General features: G+C 62.4%; 20 protein-coding genes. 5 read left to right on the forward strand and 15 right to left on the reverse strand.

What is annotated here, in order from left to right:
* Window positions 1-95 precede the first annotated feature (95 nt).
* Together NPS29_RS26070 and osmE are read right to left on the reverse strand one after the other, a co-directional pair.
* Window positions 96-629: a ferritin-like domain-containing protein gene (locus NPS29_RS26070; RefSeq protein WP_274136219.1), complete on the reverse strand. Its 534-nt coding sequence runs from the start codon at window positions 627-629 to the stop codon at window positions 96-98.
* A 140-nt stretch (window positions 630-769) separates the two neighbouring features.
* A complete protein-coding gene (osmE, locus tag NPS29_RS26075) occupies window positions 770-1,108 on the reverse strand; it encodes an osmotically-inducible lipoprotein OsmE (protein ID WP_274136221.1) in 339 nt (112 codons plus the stop codon).
* A gap of 253 nt (window positions 1,109-1,361) precedes the next feature.
* Here osmE and NPS29_RS26080 point away from each other — a divergent pair, with 253 nt between their 5' ends.
* The gene (locus NPS29_RS26080) at window positions 1,362-2,249 is read left to right on the forward strand and encodes an esterase/lipase family protein (protein ID WP_274136223.1); all 888 of its coding nucleotides are present in this window, start codon (window positions 1,362-1,364) and stop codon (window positions 2,247-2,249) included.
* On the opposite strand, the gene NPS29_RS26085 is transcribed toward NPS29_RS26080, so the two are convergent.
* Window positions 2,235-3,137 (reverse strand): DMT family transporter, encoded by a 903-nt coding sequence (locus tag NPS29_RS26085; RefSeq protein WP_274136225.1) that lies wholly within the window; start codon window positions 3,135-3,137, stop codon window positions 2,235-2,237. The two genes, NPS29_RS26080 and NPS29_RS26085, sit on opposite strands and share 15 nt — an antisense overlap.
* A gap of 151 nt (window positions 3,138-3,288) precedes the next feature.
* On the opposite strand from NPS29_RS26085, the gene NPS29_RS26090 reads away from it, so the two are divergent.
* The gene (locus NPS29_RS26090) at window positions 3,289-3,579 is read left to right on the forward strand and encodes a PsiF family protein (RefSeq protein ID WP_274136227.1); all 291 of its coding nucleotides are present in this window, start codon (window positions 3,289-3,291) and stop codon (window positions 3,577-3,579) included.
* A gap of 239 nt (window positions 3,580-3,818) precedes the next feature.
* Window positions 3,819-4,829, forward strand: coding sequence for an AI-2E family transporter (locus NPS29_RS26095; RefSeq protein ID WP_274136229.1), 1,011 nt, complete (start codon window positions 3,819-3,821; stop codon window positions 4,827-4,829).
* Between the two features lie 138 nt (window positions 4,830-4,967).
* Here NPS29_RS26095 and NPS29_RS26100 read toward each other — a convergent pair whose 3' ends face one another.
* Window positions 4,968-6,233, reverse strand: a complete 1,266-nt coding sequence (locus tag NPS29_RS26100) for an Hsp70 family protein (RefSeq protein ID WP_274136231.1) — start codon at window positions 6,231-6,233, stop codon at window positions 4,968-4,970.
* A gap of 288 nt (window positions 6,234-6,521) precedes the next feature.
* On the opposite strand from NPS29_RS26100, the gene cbpA reads away from it, so the two are divergent.
* Window positions 6,522-7,481, forward strand: coding sequence for a curved DNA-binding protein (gene cbpA / locus NPS29_RS26105; RefSeq protein ID WP_274136261.1), 960 nt, complete (start codon window positions 6,522-6,524; stop codon window positions 7,479-7,481).
* A gap of 2 nt (window positions 7,482-7,483) precedes the next feature.
* Entirely contained in the window at window positions 7,484-7,783 is a 300-nt protein-coding gene (locus tag NPS29_RS26110; protein ID WP_274136233.1) for a chaperone modulator CbpM, read from the forward strand.
* Window positions 7,784-7,912: 129 nt separating this feature from the next.
* Here NPS29_RS26110 and NPS29_RS26115 read toward each other — a convergent pair whose 3' ends face one another.
* From NPS29_RS26115 to urtB, 11 genes are all read right to left on the reverse strand, one after another.
* On the reverse strand, window positions 7,913-9,046 hold the full coding sequence (locus tag NPS29_RS26115; protein WP_274136235.1) for a sensor histidine kinase: 1,134 nt from the start codon (window positions 9,044-9,046) through the stop codon (window positions 7,913-7,915).
* 199 nt (window positions 9,047-9,245) lie between these two features.
* Window positions 9,246-10,946: an urease subunit alpha gene (gene ureC, locus NPS29_RS26120; protein ID WP_274136236.1), complete on the reverse strand. Its 1,701-nt coding sequence runs from the start codon at window positions 10,944-10,946 to the stop codon at window positions 9,246-9,248.
* 130 nt (window positions 10,947-11,076) lie between these two features.
* A complete protein-coding gene (locus NPS29_RS26125; RefSeq protein WP_274136237.1) occupies window positions 11,077-11,382 on the reverse strand; it encodes an urease subunit beta in 306 nt (101 codons plus the stop codon).
* Window positions 11,379-11,915: a GNAT family N-acetyltransferase gene (locus tag NPS29_RS26130; protein ID WP_274136239.1), complete on the reverse strand. Its 537-nt coding sequence runs from the start codon at window positions 11,913-11,915 to the stop codon at window positions 11,379-11,381. The genes NPS29_RS26125 and NPS29_RS26130 overlap by 4 nt, the downstream gene beginning before the upstream one ends.
* 28 nt (window positions 11,916-11,943) lie before the next feature.
* Complete coding sequence (locus NPS29_RS26135; protein WP_274136240.1) at window positions 11,944-12,486, reverse strand: GNAT family N-acetyltransferase; 543 nt, start codon at window positions 12,484-12,486, stop codon at window positions 11,944-11,946.
* A gap of 29 nt (window positions 12,487-12,515) precedes the next feature.
* Window positions 12,516-12,818, reverse strand: coding sequence for an urease subunit gamma (locus tag NPS29_RS26140; RefSeq protein WP_274136241.1), 303 nt, complete (start codon window positions 12,816-12,818; stop codon window positions 12,516-12,518).
* Between the two features lie 149 nt (window positions 12,819-12,967).
* Window positions 12,968-13,813: an urease accessory protein UreD gene (locus tag NPS29_RS26145; RefSeq protein WP_274136243.1), complete on the reverse strand. Its 846-nt coding sequence runs from the start codon at window positions 13,811-13,813 to the stop codon at window positions 12,968-12,970.
* Between the two features lie 49 nt (window positions 13,814-13,862).
* Window positions 13,863-14,561: an urea ABC transporter ATP-binding subunit UrtE gene (gene urtE, locus NPS29_RS26150; protein WP_274136245.1), complete on the reverse strand. Its 699-nt coding sequence runs from the start codon at window positions 14,559-14,561 to the stop codon at window positions 13,863-13,865.
* Window positions 14,562-14,732: 171 nt separating this feature from the next.
* A complete protein-coding gene (gene urtD / locus NPS29_RS26155; RefSeq protein WP_274136247.1) occupies window positions 14,733-15,587 on the reverse strand; it encodes an urea ABC transporter ATP-binding protein UrtD in 855 nt (284 codons plus the stop codon).
* Window positions 15,584-16,663, reverse strand: coding sequence for an urea ABC transporter permease subunit UrtC (gene urtC, locus NPS29_RS26160; protein WP_274136248.1), 1,080 nt, complete (start codon window positions 16,661-16,663; stop codon window positions 15,584-15,586). Before urtC ends, urtD begins: the two co-directional genes overlap by 4 nt.
* The gene (urtB, locus tag NPS29_RS26165; protein WP_274136250.1) at window positions 16,663-18,255 is read right to left on the reverse strand and encodes an urea ABC transporter permease subunit UrtB; all 1,593 of its coding nucleotides are present in this window, start codon (window positions 18,253-18,255) and stop codon (window positions 16,663-16,665) included. The genes urtC and urtB overlap by 1 nt, the downstream gene beginning before the upstream one ends.
* Window positions 18,256-18,280: the final 25 nt, after the last annotated feature.

The raw sequence follows: 18,280 nt of genomic DNA on the forward strand, positions 1-18,280 counted from the left end.
AAGGCCGCCCCCGCCGGCAAGCCGTGCTGCTACAAATCATTCGGCACAAAAAAAGCCAGGACACTGTCCTGGCTTTTTACATCTGCCTTCAATCATCACAGCCCGTCGAGAATGTCCGCCATGTCGTCGGCGTGTTCCTCTTCCTGGGCCAGGATTTCCTCGAAGATACGGCGCGTGGTCGGGTCTTTGTCGCCGATGTACTGAATGATCTCACGATAGCTGTCGATGGCAATGCGCTCGGCGATCAGGTCTTCGGTGACCATCTCTTTGAGCGTATTGCCCGCCACGTACTGCGCGTGGGAATTCTTGGACAGCAGGTCGGGATTCAGCTCCGGCTCGCCGCCCAACTGCACGATGCGCTCGGCGAGTTTGTCGGCGTGCTCGGCTTCCTGATTGGAATGCTCGAGAAATTCGGCGGCAGCCACTTGGGCTTTCACGCCCTTGGCCATGTAGTAATGGCGCTTGTACCGAAGCACGCAGACCCACTCGGTGGCCAGCGATGCATTGAGCAGGCGAATGATCTCTTCGCGGTCGCCATCGTAGCCTTCGGTCACGGCACCGTTTTCAACATTGTGACGCGCGCGCTCGCGCAGGGTGCTGACATCGGTTAATTGCTGCACATCGCTCATCATTTTTCTCCAGGGCTGATCCGGTTATTCCCGTCTCGCTCTTGATGGGCCGGTCACGAAAGGTCTGACCGGCCCTTGGCAAGATCGGGTCTTAAGGTGTGAGTGGTGCGCGAGGGGAAAAGTTTGATTTGTTTGCCGGCTTACATCGCCCGTTCGTTCGCCTCACGCTGCTCGCAGGTCATGAAGCCCTTGTTGTCCACCCGACCGTTGGCATTGAAGGTGACGTAGTAGGTCTGCTGATGGCCGTCCTTGTTCAGGACGTAGTTGTTGCAGGTGCCGGGGTGAACCTTGCGGTGCACACGGGTGGAGGGCTCGCCGCCGATGGTCAGCACTTGCTGCTCGGTCATGCCATCGTCGACTTGCTTGACCAGCGGCTCATTGCGATAGGTGGCGTAGTCCACCGGGTTTTGCAGGGTTGTCGATGAACAGCCGGCCAGTGCGGCCATTGCAAACACTACTGCCAGAGATTGCTTGTACATAACCGGACACTCCACAGAAAGGCCATTAGTGGCCCGTTGCAGTTATGAGCCTCGGCCGATTGAAAGAGTTCGATCCAATAGATGGCGATGGGGCATTACTTGTTTTTGTCATCATCGATGAACGCTTTGCGACTACTGTCTGTAGGAGCGCGCTTGCCCGCGACCGCAGTGTGTCAGACACAGGACGGCACTTGACACACCGCGGTCGCGGGCAAGCGCGCTCCTACAGAATCAGGTGAGGGCTCAGGTAGTCATGACGCAAGATCAGGCCACGCAGTACCCCATTGTGTTGGTACCCGGGTTGTTGGGGTTCGTGAAGCTGGTGGTCTATCCCTATTGGTTCGGCATTGCCTCGGCGCTGCGTCGCGGTGGGGCGACGGTGATTCCGGTGATGGTTTCGGCGGTGAACTCTTCCGAGATCCGCGGCGAGCAATTGCTGGGGCGAATCGAGGAAATCCTCAGGGAAACCGGCGCGCAGAAGGTCAATCTCATCGGCCACAGCCAGGGCGCGTTGACCATCCGCTATGTGGCCGGGGTTCGCCCGGACCTGGTGGCTTCGGTGACATCGGTGGCCGGGCCCAATCACGGTTCGGAACTGGCGGATTTTCTCGAGGAGCACTTCCCGGTCAGCAAACTGCGCGGGCGGATGGTGCATGCCGTCATTCGCCTGAGCACCCTGGCGCTGGCGCTGCTCGACACCGGCTATCGCGGCACCCGGCTGCCCACCGACGTGCATGCCGCCCATGGCTCGCTCACCTCCAAGGGTGTCGCGAAATTCAATGCCTTGTTTCCCCAGGGCCTGCCGCTTGAGTGGGGCGGGCAGGGGCCTGAACTGGTCAACGGTGTGCGTTATTACTCTTGGTCCGGCACCTTGCAGCCGGGCCTGACTGACCGTGGCAAGAACCTGTTCGATACGACGAACCTGACATGCCGGATGTTCGCCCGCACCTTCACCCGCGAGCGGGAGAGCGATGGGATGGTCGGGCGTTTCAGTTCGCACCTGGGCACGGTCATTGGCGACAACTTCCCCCTCGATCATTTCGATATCGTGAATCAGCACCTGGGGCTGGTGGGCAAGGGCGCGGAACCGGTGCGGCTGTTCATGGAGCACGCCGCACGGCTCAAGTCAGTCGGCCTTTGACGCCGTTGCCTGGGGCTTGCTGCGCAGGGGTGTGGTCCAGCGCTCGGCCAGGATCACTCCACTGAGGGTCAGCGCACCGCCGATGAAGTGATACACCGCCAGCTGTTCGCCCAATGCCAAGGCCGCTACCAGCGCGGTGAGAATGGGTACCAGGTTGAAGAACAGCGTGGTGCGGCTGGGGCCGAGCAGGGAGATGGCTTTCATCCACAACAGCGGCGCGATCATCGACACCGGAATGCAGGCATAGAGCACCAGCGGGATGTTGCTGGCGTTGAGGCCGGTCTTGGGCGAGAGCAGGAACAGTGGAAACAGCGCGACAATTGCCACCAGCACTTGCAGGTACAACAGTTGCAGCGGCGGCATGCGTAACTGCCACTTCTTCAATAGCGTGCTGTAGGTGGCGTAGGCAAAGGCGGCGACCAGCATCATCGCGTCTCCCAGATTGACCCCGTGGGCCACCAGTACCGTCCAGCTGCCCTGGGACACCACCAGCAGCACTCCCGCAAATGACACCCCGGCGCCGACCAGCGCGCCTGCCGTGAGCGCGGTGCCCAGGCTGGCAATCGACAGGCCAAGGGTCATCACCGGCACCAGTGACAGGATGATCCCCATGTTGGTCGCCGTGGTAATGCCCGCGGCGTAGTAGGCCAGGCTCTGGTAGACCGCCATGCCCAGCACGCCGAGCACGGCGACCTTGCCCAGGATCGGTTTGACCTGCGCACGGTTGCGCAGCACCGGGCCCAGCAGGAACGGGGTGAACAGCAGTCCGGCCAGCAGCCAGCGATAAAAACCGATCTCTGCCGGAAAGATTCGTCCGGCCGCCGCCTTGGTGATGACGTTGTTGCCCGCCCAGAGCATGACGGTGAACAGGGGGTAGAGGTATTGCATGGGTAGGCCGCTGGCAGAGTGAGCGGCCATTATCGACGCGCTGAACCTCGCGTCTACCGCTAAGGGCGGATTCTCTGAAATATGCCGCAATAATCTTTGGCTACACTGCTTTCAAAGCTGCGTATGGACGCGGCGGTCCTGGAGAATGTCGATGAAAATGCTGCGTGTTCCTCTGTTGGTCATGGGTTTGTTGATGTGTGCCCAAGGGTTTGCCGCCACCGCGCAGCAAAACAAGATGACCACCTGCAACGCCGACGCTACCGCCAAATCCCTGAAGGGCGATGAGCGCAAGGCATTCATGAGCACTTGTCTGAAGGCCGCGCCAGCGCCCGCTGCCACCCAGCAGGACAAGATGAAAACCTGTAACGCCACCGCCACCACCCAGGCCCTCAAGGGCGATGCGCGCAAGACGTTCATGAGCGATTGCCTGAAGAAAAAATAGTCCCCCGTAGCAGCACGGCTTGCCGGCGGGAGCGGTGTATCGGCGAAGGGTCGACTGCCTGACACACCGCTCCCGCCGGCAAGCCGTGCTGCTACGTTGCGTGATCTTCAAACACCCGTTGGCAAACCATGGTGTTTCAAATGGTTGCCACGCGACTGACGACACGCTTGGGCGCTGGTCCTCAACAGGGAACGCTGGCAGACTGCCGTACTTCCAAGCCGTTCGTTTTTTGAGGCTGTATGCCAACGTTTTCGCCGCGACAAGTGTATCTGGCCAGCTGCATTCTGGTGTTTGGTGGCCTGCTGCTGGTATTACCGCTCAAATTGCTGCCCAGCCTGCTGGCGGGCCTGCTGGTCTATGAACTGGTCGACATGCTCACCCCGCAACTGCAGCGCCTGATTGCTGGCGAGCGCGCCCGATGGCTGGCGGTGGCGTTGCTGGGCACGCTTGTAGTGACTGTACTGTCGCTGCTGTTTGCCGGCGCGATCAGCTTCGTGCTGCATGAGGCGGAAAACCCTGGCGCCTCGCTGGACAAGTTCATGACCCTGGTCGACCGGGCGCGGGGGCAACTGCCGCCATTCATCGACGGCTACCTGCCCGCCAGTGCCACCGAGTTCCAGGCTTCCCTCAGCGCCTGGCTGACCAAGCACATCGGCGAGCTGCAGATGCTCGGCAAGGGCGCGGCGCACATGTTCGTGACCCTGCTGATCGGCATGGTCCTGGGCGCGATCATCGCGTTGCAACGCATTCCTGACATCTCCAAGCGCAAGCCGCTGGCCGCCGCGCTGTTCGAACGCTTGCACCTGCTCAGCCAGGCATTTCGCAATATCGTTTTTGCCCAGATCAAGATCTCGGCGCTGAACACGATATTCACCTCGGTGTTCCTGGCGGTGATCCTGCCGTTGTGTGGCGTGCACTTGCCGCTGACCAAGACGCTGATCGTACTGACCTTCCTGCTGGGCCTGTTGCCAGTGGTGGGCAACCTGATGTCGAACACGCTGATCTTCATCGTCGGCATGTCGTTGTCGATCTGGGTGGCGTTCGCGGCGCTGGGTTATCTGATCGTGATCCACAAGGTCGAGTATTTCCTCAACGCCCGGATCGTGGGCGGGCAGATCAGTGCCAAGTCGTGGGAGTTGCTGCTGGCGATGCTGATCTTCGAAGCGGCCTTTGGCCTGCCGGGGGTGGTGGCAGGGCCAATCTTCTATGCGTATCTCAAGAGCGAGCTGCGCAGGGCGGAGCTGGTCTGACCGGCTGATAGAAATCTCTGTGGGAGCGGGCTCGCCCGCGAAGGCGGCGGTGCGGACAGATGGATATCTATCGCACGTCCCGGCCTCTTCGCGGGCGAGCCCGCTCCCACAGGTTTTTCAGAGCATTACGGGCTGGCTTCAGCCGTAACGCTTCTTGGCCTCGATCGCCAAACCTGCGCCGATGCTGCCGAAAATGTTGCCTTCCACATGCCGCGCCTTGGGCAGCATCGCCGCGACGCTGTTGCGCAGGGCCGGGATGCCGCTGGAACCGCCGGTGAAAAACACTGTGTCGACGTCGGTCACGCCCACCCCAGCGTCGCCCAGCAATTGCGTCACGCTTTCACGCACACGTTCGAGCAGCGATTCGATCGACGACTCGAACAGCGCGCGGGTCAGGTCAACGCTCAGGCCCGACTCGACGCGATCCATCGGCACCACGCGGTTTTGCGCGTGGGTCAGCTGAATCTTGGTTTCTTCCACTTCCATCGCCAGCCAGTGCCCGGCGCGCTGTTCGATCAGCTTGAACAGGCGGTCGATGCCTAACGTGTCTTCGATGTCGTAGCGCATGCTGCCCAGCGCCAGTTGCGACTTCTGCGAATACACCGAGTTGATGGTGTGCCAGGTCGCCAGGTTCATGTGGGTGCTGGTGGGCATGAAGGCGCCGCTCTTCATCCGGCTGCCGTAGCCGAACAGCGGCATCACGCCTTGCAGGCTCAGTTGCTTGTCGAAGTCGGTCCCGCCGATGTGCACGCCGCCGGTGGCCAGGATGTCGCTCTGGCGCTCATCGACCAGCCGGCGCTCGGGCGACAGGCGAACCAGCGAGAAGTCCGAAGTACCACCGCCGATGTCGACGATGAGCACCAGTTCCTCGCGGTCCAGGGTCGACTCGTAGTCGAATGCCGCCGCAATGGGCTCGAACTGGAAGGACACGTCCTTGAAGCCGATCTTGCGCGCAACCTCGGCCAGGGTGTCTTCGGCTTCCTGGTCGGCAGCGGCGTCGTCATCGACGAAATGCACCGGGCGGCCCAGCACCACTTGCTCGAACGACTGGCCGGCGGCGGCTTCGGCGCGCTTTTTCAGCTCGCCGATGAACAGCCCCAGCAAATCCTTGAACGGCATGGCCGTGCCCAGCACGCTGGTGTCGTGCTTGATCAGCTTGGAGCCCAGCAAGCTCTTGAGCGAGCGCATCAGGCGGCCTTCGTAGCCTTCAAGGTACTCGTGCAGCGCCAGGCGACCGTAGACAGGCCGACGTTCTTCGATGTTGAAGAAGACCACCGACGGCAGGGTGATCTTGTCGTCCTCCAGCGCGATCAGCGTTTCCGCTCCGGGGCGCAGCCAGCCGACCGTGGAGTTGGAGGTGCCGAAGTCGATGCCTAGGGCACGGGCTGGGGATGGGGTACTCATGTTCTGTACGTTCCGGTCAAAAAAACGGCCGCGCAGTGTATGCGAGAGTGCGCCGGATGCGTAGCGCGAAACGTCGGTTTATGCGGCTATTTCTTGTCCCCGGCCTTGAACTTGGGCCCTGCACCCCCAATCTTGCAGGCAACTCTCAATGCATTCGGCCTGTTTGAACACCCGTTTCAAGCTTGCGAGGCCGTGTGCCGATAACCTTGCAACATTCAGCGCAGCCAACGTTCTCATCTTTAACGCAGACCGAGATGTGCTGGATTCTCCGGAATGGGTGACCGTTACATGGACTTCAAAGACTATTACAAGATTCTTGGCGTGGAGCCGACGGCGGACGAGAAGACGATCAAGACCGCCTATCGCAAGCTCGCGCGCAAGTATCACCCGGACGTCAGCAAAGAGGCCGGCGCCGAGGACAAATTCAAAGAGGCCTCCGAGGCCTATGAAGCGCTGAGCGATCCTGAAAAGCGCGCCGAGTACGACGACATTCGCAAATACGGCCAGCAGGGCCGCTTCCAGCCGCCTCCGGGCTGGCAGGGGCGCGGCGGTGCCGGCCAGGGCTTTGGCGGTGGCGCGGGTGGCTTCGAGGGCGGGGATTTCTCCGATTTCTTCAGCTCGATCTTTGGCAATCGTGGCGGACCACAGGGTGGCCGTCCGCGCAGCTCTGGCCGTCGAGGGCAGGACGTGGAACTGGAACTGGCGATTTTCCTGGAGGAAACCCTCTCCACCGAATCCAAGAAGATCAGCTTCAAGGTGCCGCAGCATGCCGCCAACGGGCAGCGCATGGCTGACATCACCAAGAACCTGAACGTGAAGATTCCGGCGGGCGTCACCGACGGCGAACGTATTCGCCTCAAGGGCCAGGGCGCGCCAGGTGTCGCCGGCGGGGAAAACGGCGATCTGTTCCTGACCATTCGTCTGGCGCCGCACCCCAACTTCGACGTCGAAGGGCATGACCTGATTATCACTGTGCCGCTGGCCCCATGGGAGGCCGCGCTCGGAACCAAGGTCGCGATGCCGACCCTGACCGGCAAGATCAACCTGACCATTCGTCCGGACAGCCAGAGCGGGCAGCGATTGCGGGTCAAAGGTAATGGTCTGTTGAACAAGAAGGGCGAGCGTGGCGATCTGTTCGCGCAACTCAAGATCGTCATGCCCAAGGCCACCGATGATGCCACCAAAGCACTTTGGGAGAAGCTGGCCGAGAAGGCGGCGTTCGATCCGAGGGCTCAATGGAGTAACTGACAATGCGCAACACCCTGGTCGTAGACATGCAGGAGTTCTGTCAGGTAGTCGACATGCCGGTCGCCTATGTCATGGAAATCGTCGAGCACGGCATAGTCGAACCCCAGGGTACGCGGCCCGATGAATGGCTGTTCGACACCTATTCGCTGTCGGTGGCCAAACGGGCAGTCAAGCTGCACCACGAACTGGAACTTGAATGGGACGGCGTCGCCCTGGCGCTGAACCTGCTGGATGAGCTTGAGCAGGTGCGGGCCGAGAACCGCATGCTCAAGCAGCGTCTGGGGCGGTTTTTGCTGGATTGAGTGTTCCTGGCTCATCTGCCCCGTAGCAGCTCGGCTTGCCGGCGGGAGCGGTGTAACAGCAAAGGGTGCACTGCCTGACACGCCGCTCCCGCCGGCAAGCCGTGCTGCTACGGGTGCGTGGTGAGGCTTTTAGCCCTTCTTCGGCAATACCACGGTGAACGTGGTGCCATCGCCGACGTTCGACGTCACCGTGATGCTGCCACTGTGGGCGTTGACCACTTCCTTGACGATGAACAACCCCAACCCCAGGCTGGTGGAGGGGTTGTGGTTACCCACTTCTTCATTCAATGAACGCACCAGCGGATCGAAAATGCTGCCAATCGCCTCCTGGGCAATGGGTTCGCCATCGTTGTGCACAGACAGGCTGATGTGATGCTCGCTGCCCATCAGTGACACGTTGATCCTGTGGGTCGAGGCGCCGTGTTGCAGGGCGTTGCCGATGAGGTTTTGCAGCAACTGGTCGATCCGCGCCCGGTCCCATTCGCCCTGGGTGTCACCGGTGGAGGTGAACACCGGATCGCAATCGGGCTGCCCGGCGCTGGCGGCATCGATGGCATCCCGGCAGGCGATGGTCATTTCCATGGGCTTGCGTTCGATTGGCAAGGTGCTGCCCAAGCGGCTGCGCACGAATTCCAGCAAGTCGTTGACCATGGTCGCCATGTGCCGGCTGCTGCTCTTGATGCGTTTGACGTAGGCCATATCGGCCTCATTGATGCCCGCCTTGCGCATCAGTATTTCCGAAGACATGCCAATCGCCTGCAATGGCGCGCGCAGGTCGTGGCCAAGGATCGCCAGGAAGATGTCCCGCGAGCGGTTCACCCGTTCGGCATAGGCAGCGGTGGATTCGGCCAGGGCCTCGTCGATGGCTTCGTTGAAGCGAATCATGTCGGTAAAATGGCCGGTCTGCGGCGAATCCAGGCTTTCCACCCAGAACCGGATGACGGTTGCGCGCAGGTGACGAAACTCGGAGGTCATCTGCACCAGATCGAAGCCGACCGTGTGACGCAATTCGCCATGGCTGGCCGCCGCCTCGTCCAGTGCGGGCGTCTTGCCAACATCCTCGCCCTGGGCCTTGGCGATCTGCTCGGCCTTGGTCTGCGCGGTGTTCATGTCTCGCGCTGCGGCCAGCAGGATGGATTTGGCATGATCGCGCAATTCCACGCTGTTCAGCGTGTCAGCGGCAGGGGTGAGGGTCGCGGCGAACTTTTCCCATTCATCGACGATGCGGTCCACGTTCTGCACGATGAAGTCGGATAGACGCATGGAAGACAACCTTGCTGGCGTGGCGCTGGATGAGGTGGGGCCATCTTAGCGCCATGTTGTGGCAGGTAGAACAGCGGATTTGATGCCTTGCGCAATACCCCGTAGCAGCACGGCTTGCCGGCGGGGCGGTGTGTCAGCGCATATTTGATTGCCTGACACACCGCTCCCGCCGGCAAGCCGTGCTGCTACGGGATGCGCGTTAGAACAGGAAATACCGCTGCGCCATCGGCAGCACCTCGGCCGGCTCGCACCACAACAGCACGCCATCGGCCTTGACCTGATAGGTCTGCGGGTCGACGTCGATCTTCGGCAGGTAGTCATTGTGGATAAGATCGGCCTTGGTCACGCTGCGGCAACCCTTGACCACGCCGATCTGCTTTTTCAAACCCAGTTGCTCCGGCACGCCGGCATCGAACGCCGCCTGGCTGATAAACGTCAGGCTGCTGGCGTGCAGTGAGCTGCCGTAGCTGGCGAACATCGGGCGGTAGTGCACCGGTTGCGGCGTCGGGATCGAGGCGTTGGCGTCGCCCATCAGGCTTGCGGCGATGGAGCCGCCCTTGAGGATCAGCGTCGGCTTGACCCCGAAGAAGGCCGGGCGCCACAGCACCAGGTCCGCCCATTTGCCGACTTCGACGGAGCCCACTTCATGGCTGATGCCGTGGGTAATCGCCGGGTTGATGGTGTATTTGGCGATGTAGCGTTTGGCGCGGAAGTTGTCGTTGGCTTCGCCGTCGCCCGGCAGCGGGCCGCGCTGGCGCTTCATCTTGTCGGCGGTCTGCCAGGTGCGCAGGATGACCTCGCCGACGCGGCCCATGGCCTGGCTGTCGGAGCTGAGCATGGAGAACGCGCCCAGGTCATGCAGGATGTCTTCGGCGGCGATGGTTTCGCGGCGGATGCGGCTTTCCGCGAAGGCCACGTCTTCCGCGATGCTCGGGTCCAGGTGATGGCAGACCATCAGCATGTCCAGGTGCTCGTCGATGGTGTTGCGGGTGAACGGCCGGGTCGGGTTGGTCGAACTCGGCAGCACGTTGGGGAAGCCGCAGGCCTTGATGATGTCCGGCGCGTGGCCGCCACCGGCACCTTCGGTGTGGTAGGTGTGAATGGTGCGATTCTTGAACGCGCCCAGGGTGGTTTCGACGAAACCGGACTCGTTGAGGGTGTCAGTGTGGATCGCCACCTGCACGTCGTACTGGTCGGCGACGCTCAGGCAGTTGTCGATGGCCGCAGGCGTGGTGCCCCAGTCTTCGTGCAGCTTGAGGCCGATGGCGCCGGCTTTCACCTGCTCGATCAACGGTTCAGGCACGCTGACGTTGCCCTTGCCGGTGAAGCCGATGTTCATCGGGAAGGCTTCGGCGGCCTGCAGCATGCGCATCATGTGCCATTTGCCGGGGGTGACGGTGGTGGCGTTGGTGCCCGTCGCAGGTCCCGTGCCGCCGCCGATCATGGTGGTCACGCCGCTCATCAGCGCTTCTTCGATCTGCTGCGGGCAGATGAAGTGGATATGGGTGTCGACACCGCCTGCGGTGAGGATCATGCCTTCACCGGCGATGATCTCGGTGGCCGCGCCGATGGCGATGGTCACATCGGGCTGGATATCCGGGTTGCCGGCCTTGCCGATGGCGGCGATGCGGCCGTTCTTCAGGCCCACGTCGGCCTTGACGATGCCCCAGTGGTCGATGATGAGCGCGTTGGTAATCAGCGTGTCGACGACGTCGTCGGCGTTCAACTGGCCCTGGCCCATGCCGTCGCGGATGACCTTGCCGCCGCCGAACTTCACTTCCTCGCCGTAAACGGTGAAGTCCTTCTCGACCTCGACCCACAGCTCGGTGTCGGCCAGACGCACACGGTCGCCAACGGTGGGGCCGAACATATCGGCGTAGGCTTGTCTGGAAATTTTCATACCAAATCCTTAAGTGAATTCTGAGCGTGACCGCTGTGCGGTCTATCGCGAGCAAGCTCACTCCTACAGGACAGCGCATGACCTGTAGGAGTGAGCTTGCTCGCGATGGCGTCGTGTCATGCAGTGCGAATCACAAATCGCCCATCACCCGCCCGGCAAATCCGAACACCCGGCGATGCCCGGCCAGGTCAACCAGCTCGACTTCCCGCGATTGGCCCGGTTCAAAGCGCACGGCGGTGCCCGCCGGGATGTTCAGGCGCATGCCGCGGCTGGTGGCGCGGTCGAAGGTCAGGGCGTCGTTGGTTTCGAAAAAATGGAAATGCGAGCCGACCTGAATGGGCCGGTCACCGCTGTTGGCGACGCTCAGGGTGACGGTGCGGCGGCCGACATTGAGTTCGATCTCGCCGGGCTGGATCTGGTATTCACCAGGAATCATGCGCTCTTCCTCGACAGTAATTTGTAATAGATGGCGGTGGCCCGGTATTCGCCGTCGGGGTTACAGGCGTAGTCCGGCAGCTTGCCGCACAGCACGTACCCCAAGGCGCGATAGAAATCTTCAGCCGGGGAGCCGGCCAGGGTGTCCAGGAACAGCAGCCCGCGCTGATGCTGGTGCGCGGCCTGTTCGACGGCGTGCATCAGTTGCGTGGCCAGGCCATGGCGGCGGGCGTGCTGCATCACCAGGAGCTTCTGCACCTCTGCGCGATTGAGCCCGTTGGCCTTCTGGCACAGCGCAAGCTGCACCGTGGCCAGCACCTGCTCGTCCTGCACCACGACCCACAGCAACACGTTGCCGTTCTCGACCTCGGTCTTGACGCCGCTCCACCATTGATAGGCTTCGTCGGCATTGATGTCGGCCATGAAGCCCACCGACGCGCCATGCTCGACGGCATCGAGCAACACGCTCACCAGGCCCTGGTGGTAGTGCGCAAAGCTTTCACGGGTTACGCGTCGCAGTTGAGCAGCATTCATGGCGGACATTCCTTTCAGAGAGGGAAGATCAGGCTTTGGCCGGGGCTTGCGAAGGTGGTGCCGAAGCGCCCGGCGACAGGTCAAGCTGCATGAAGGTCAGGTCCAGCCAGCGGCCGAACTTGGTGCCGACCTGCGGCATCTGCCCGGTGGTGACGAAGCCTTCGCGTTGATGCAGGTAGATCGATGCGGCGTTCCCGCTTTCGATGGCCGCGACCATCATGTGCTTGTCGCAGGCCCGGGCGCGTTCGATCAGCGCCTTCATCAGCATCGGGCCCAGGCCGTTGCCGCGCTGGTCGGCGCGCACGTACACCGAATGCTCCACCGTGTGGCGGAAGCCTTCGAAGGGGCGCCAGTCGCCAAACGAGGAGTAGCCCAGCACCTGATCGGCGTCATCGACCACCACCAGGATCGGATAGGCCTGGGTCTGGCGGGCCGCGAACCACGCCTGGCGGTTGGCAAGGTCCACCGGTTGTTCGTTCCAGATCGCCGTGGTGTTGAGTACGGCGTCGTTGTAGATGTCCAGCACGGCAGGCATGTCAGTCAGCAGTGCGTCACGAATCGTATAAGTCATGTTCGTTTTCACTTGTTCAAAAAGCAGTTTCAGGCGATGGGCTGGTGCACGGTGACCAGCTTGGTGCCGTCGGGAAAGGTTGCCTCGACCTGGATCTCCGGGATCATTTCCGGCACGCCTTCCATCACCTGTTCGCGGGTCAGCAGGGTGGTGCCGTAGTGCATCAGCTCGGCGACGGTCTGGCCATCGCGGGCGCCTTCCAGAAGGGCGGCGGAGATGAAGGCCATGGCTTCCGGGTAATTGAGTTTCAAACCCCGTGCCAACCGCCGCTCGGCCACCAGGCCTGCGGTGAAGATCAGCATCTTGTCTTTTTCGCGTGGAGTCAGATCCATGTGTTTTTCCGTTTAAATCGGTTAAGGCGTGTGGCCTGTTCAAAATGTGCGCTGCCAGAGCCGGCCTCTTCGCGGGCGAGCCCGCTCCCACAGCGACAATGGCGATTCTGTGGGAGCGGGCTTGCCCGCGAATGGGGCGATGTAGTCTGTCAGGTACTCCAGATCCTCGGCGCCACCGCCTCGCGGCCAAGCAGCGCAGGGCGTAGCAGCTTCCACAATTCAATCAACCAGGCCCGCGCATGCAACGCTTCATCTGTCAGGCAGCGGGCGACGATCAGCCCCGGCAACTGGCTCAGGTCGCCACGTACCGGCGAATGCTCAGCCCGTTCACGGCACCGCTCCAACAGTTCTGCGTCAATTTCTCCGGTCACGATCAGCGTCGCGAACACCGGTTTGCCGTCCAGCCCGACCGGCGAATCCAGCAGCCCATCGCCCCCGGTAATGCGCTGGCGTTCATGCCACAACAGCCTGCCGTCGCGGCGAATGTCCAGGTGCGCCTGAAAGTGGCCCTGATCGAAACGCTCGCCACTGGCGGGCCGCCCGAGGGCCACCACGTCCCAGTAGAACAGCCGGGCATCGCCTTCAAGCTCGATGCGTGTTGTCAGTTCGGCCTTGGCCTGGCTGAAGACAATCGTCTCCTGCGGCAACCATTCCAGGGTTGCGCCTGCCGCGACCTTCAGCTCAAGTTGCTGATACGCAGGTCCCGCCGCGCGATACCACTTGGCCGCACCGGGGCTGGTCAGTTGCGCCCAGGCACCGGGGCCGACGCTGGCGCTGATGTCCAGCCGGTCACCCCCGGCGATGCCGCCGGGCGGGTGGACGATGATGTGCTGGCAGACTTCAGGCCCTTCGGCATACAGGTGTTTCTGCACCCGCAGCGGACCCTTGTGGCGCCGCTCGACCGGCCGCGTGCTGTCGCCGAAACGGCCATAGCCCAGCGCCAGCTCGGCGTGCCAGCTGGGGGTGAACAGGGCGGTGTGGGCAGGAAGATTCATAGTCTCGATTATCGTTTTTCCAAGGCGTGTACCTTAGCCGATCGGCGCGTCAAATGGTCACCAGACCACGCACGCCTTCGGCTTCCATGTGCTCGCCACGGCCCTGCTGAATGATCTCGCCACGGGACATGACGATGTACTGGTCAGCCAGCTCGGCGGCAAAATCGTAGAACTGCTCGACCAGCAGAATCGCCATGTCGCCACGCTCGGCGAGCTTCTTGATGACGGCGCCGATTTCCTTGATGACCGACGGCTGAATACCTTCTGTAGGTTCATCGAGAATCAGCAGGCGCGGGCGGCTGGCCAGTGCTCGGCCAATTGCAAGCTGTTGCTGCTGACCGCCGGAGAGGTCGCCGCCACGGCGATGCTTCATCTGCAGCAGCACCGGGAACAGCTCGTAGATGAACGCGGGCACCTCCTTGGCTTCGGAACCGGGGAAGCGGGACAGGCCCATCAGCAGGTTTTCTTCCACGGTCAGCCGCCCGAAAATCTCCCGGCCCTGGGGCACGTAAGCGATGCCGGATTGCACGCGCTGGTGGGGCTTGAAACCGGTGATCGGCTTGCCTTCCCACTGCACCGCACCTTCCTTGGCGGGCAGCAGGCCCATCAGCACCTTGAGCAAAGTGGTCTTGCCCACGCCGTTGCGGCCCAGCAGGCAGGTGACTTCGCCGATCTTCACATCGAAAGACAGGCCGCGCAGGATGTGGCTGCCGCCGTAGAACTGATGAAGCTGATTAACGGTTAACAATTTGATTTCCTCGGTTCATCAGCCTCAAGCGGCAAGCTTCAAGCTGCAAGAAAAAGCGGGCCGGAGTACGCACTCTCGTAGCAGCACGGCTTGCCGGCGGGGCGGTGTGTCAGCCCACACTGGATTGCCTGACCCGCCGCTCCCGCCGGCAAGCCGTGCTGCTACGTGGTATCAGCGTCCCAAGTACACCTCGATCACCCGCTCATCGGCCTGCACTTCTTCCAGCGACCCTTCGGCCAGCACGCTGCCCTGATGCAGCACGGTCACGTGGTCGGCGATGGTGCCGACGAAGCCCATGTCGTGCTCGACCACCATCAGCGAGTGCTTGCCCGCCAGGCTCTTGAACAGTTCGGCGGTGAATTCGGTTTCGGCGTCGGTCATGCCTGCCACCGGCTCGTCGAGGAGCAACAATTGCGGGTCCTGGACCAGCAACATGCCGATCTCCAGAAACTGCTTCTGGCCGTGGGACAACAATCCCGCCGGACGCGAGCGCGAGGCGCCCAGGCGAATCGTTTCCAGCACTTCGTCGATGCGGTCGCGCTGTTCGCCATTGAGCTTGGCCCGCAGGCTGGCCCACACCGATTTGTCGGTCTTCTGCGCCAGTTCCAGGTTCTCGAACACGCTCAAGGCTTCGAACACCGTGGGTTTCTGAAACTTGCGGCCAATGCCGGACTGGGCGATCTGCACCTCGCTCATGCGGGTCAGATCCAGCGTCTCGCCGAACCAGGCCTTGCCGTGGGAGGGGCGAGTCTTGCCGGTGATCACGTCCATCAGCGTGGTCTTGCCTGCGCCGTTGGGACCGATGATGCAGCGCAGCTCGCCCACGCCGATGTACAGGTTCAGGTCGTTGAGCGCCTTGAATCCGTCGAAGCTGACGCTGATGTCTTCCAAGGTCAGGATGGTGCCGTGCAGCGTGTTCAGGCCACGGCCTGCCGTCTGGCCAAGGCCGATGGCGTCGCGGCTGGTGCCGGCGTCGCTGTTGGGATCTAGCACCGGGTCGAAAGCCGGCGTTGGTGAACTCTTCATTGTTCTCCCCTTTTCTTGAGCAGGCCGATCACGCCCTTGGGCAGGTACAGCGTCACCACAATGAACAGCGCGCCGAGGAAGAACAGCCAGTATTCCGGGAAGGCCACGGTGAACCAGCTCTTCATGCCGTTGACCAGGCCTGCGCCCAGCAGCGGGCCGATCAGCGTGCCGCGCCCGCCCAGAGCCACCCACACGGCGGCTTCGATGGAGTTCGTTGGCGACATTTCGCTTGGGTTGATGATGCCCACTTGCGGCACGTACAGCGCACCCGCCAGACCGCACAAGACAGCGCTCAGCACCCACACGAACAGCTTGAAGCCACGCGGATCGTAGCCGCAGAACATCAGGCGGTTCTCTGCATCACGCACGGCGGTCAGCACCCGGCCGAACTTGCTGCGCGCCAGGCGCCAGCCCACGAACAGGCTGCCTACCAGCAGGGCCACCGTGAGCAGAAACAGCACGGCCCGCGTGCCTTGGGAAGTGATGCTGAAGCCCAGGATGCTGCGGAAGTTGGTAAAGCCGTTGTTGCCGCCAAAGCCCGTTTCGTTGCGGAAAAACAGCAACATCCCGGCGAAGGTCAGGGCCTGGGTCATGATCGAGAAGTACACGCCCTTGATCCGCGAGCGAAAGGCGAAGAAGCCGAACACCAGCGCCAGCAATCCCGGCGCCAGCACCACTAGGCACATGGCCCAGAGGAAGTGCTGCGTGCCGACCCAATACCACGGCAGCTCGGTCCACGACAGGAAGGTCATGAAGGCCGGTAGGTTGTCGCCTGAGGCTTCGCGCATCAGGTACATGCCCATCGCGTAACCGCCCAGGGCGAAGAACAGGCCGTGGCCCAGCGACAGCAGGCCCGCGTAGCCCCACACCAGGTCCAGCGCCAGGGCGACGATGGCGTAGCAGAGAATCTTGCCCACCAGCGTCAGGGTGTAGGCCGACACTTGCAGGCTGTTGCCTTCGGGCATCAGCGACAGCAGCGGCAGGGCGATCAGCAGGGCGAGGATGACCACGCCCACCGAGATCGTGACTTTGGTGCCAGCGCGTTGCGCGGCGGTAACCATCAATGGCTGGTTCATCAGTCGATCACCCGTCCTTTGAGCGCGAACAGCCCTTGCGGACGTTTCTGGATAAACAGAATGATCAGCGCCAGGATCAGGATCTTGCCCAGCACTGCGCCGATTTGCGGTTCGAGAATCTTGTTGGCGATGCCAAGGCCGAAGGCCGCCATCACGCTGCCGGCCAGTTGCCCGACACCGCCGAGCACCACCACCAGGAACGAGTCGATGATGTAGCTCTGGCCCAGGTCAGGGCCGACGTTGCCGATCTGGCTCAGGGCCACGCCACCAAGGCCTGCGATACCGGAGCCGAGCCCGAAGGCCATCATGTCGATACGCCCGGTGGGCACGCCGCAGCAGGCGGCCATGTTGCGGTTCTGGGTCACGGCGCGCACGTTCAGGCCCAGACGGGTCTTGTTCAGCAGCAGCCAGGTCAGCACCACCACGAACAGCGCGAAGCCAATGATGATGATCCGGTTGTACGGCAGCACCAGGTTCGGCAGCACCTGAATGCCGCCGGACAGCCATTCGGGGTTGGCGACTTCGACGTTCTGCGCGCCGAACACCACGCGGATCAACTGGATCAGCATCAGGCTGATGCCCCAGGTGGCGAGCAGGGTTTCCAGCGGGCGGCCGTACAGGTGACGAATCACCGTGCGCTCCAGCGCCATGCCGATGCAGGCCGTGACGAAGAACGCCACCGGCAGCGCCACCAGCGGATACAGCTCCAGCGCACCCGGCGCGTAACGTTGAAACATCAGTTGCACGACATAGGTGGCGTAGGCGCCGAGCATCAGCATCTCGCCGTGGGCCATGTTGATGACGCCCAGCAGGCCAAAGGTGATCGCCAGCCCCAATGCTGCCAGCAGCAGGATCGAGCCCAGCGAAACGCCGCTGAACACCTGGCCCATCACCTCGCCGATCATCAGCTTGCGTTTGACCTGCGCCAGGCTGGTCTCGGCCGCGAGGCGCACGGTGGAGTCGGTTTCGACGTTGGGTTCGAGCAGGTTTTCAAGACGCGTGCGGGCCAGCGGGTCGCCGGTTTCACCCAGCAGACGCACGGCGGCCAGGCGCACGGTCGGACTGGTGTCGACCAGTTGCAGGTTGGCCAGCGCAAGGCTCAGAGCCGAGTGCACGGCATCGTCTTTTTCAGCGGCGACCTGCTGCATCAGCAGTTGCAGTTGGGCAGGGCGGGCGCTCTTTTGCAGTGTCAGCGCGGCGGCCAGGCGCAGTTTGGCGTCGGCGGCGAGCAATTGGTGGCTGGCCAGCGCGGTTTCCACCAGGCCGCGCAGGCGGTTGTTCAGGCTGATCGCTTGCGGCTCATCGGGATTGGGTGCGTCAGCCAGTGCCGGGGCGGCTGGATCGACGGCGGTGAAGCTGTCGTCGCTGTTCTGGATGAAGGCGCGGTTGCTGCTGTCGGCGGCCACGCGGCCTTCCTGCAGGGCAACCAGCAGTTCAACGCGCGCCGGGTCGGGCTTGGCGGCCCAGGCTTCCAGCAGTTCAGCACGTTGAGAGGATTCGGCGGCGACAAAGTCACCGGCATCGCTGGCATGGGCTGCGAAAGGCAGCAGCAGGCACAGGGTAAGGATGAGGCGGTGGAGAGATCTGGGCATATCGTTTGGCCTTGGTGTCGGCGTC

This window comes from Pseudomonas putida (assembly GCF_028682175.1).
GTDB classification, from domain to species: Bacteria; Pseudomonadota; Gammaproteobacteria; order Pseudomonadales; family Pseudomonadaceae; genus Aquipseudomonas; species Aquipseudomonas putida_AD.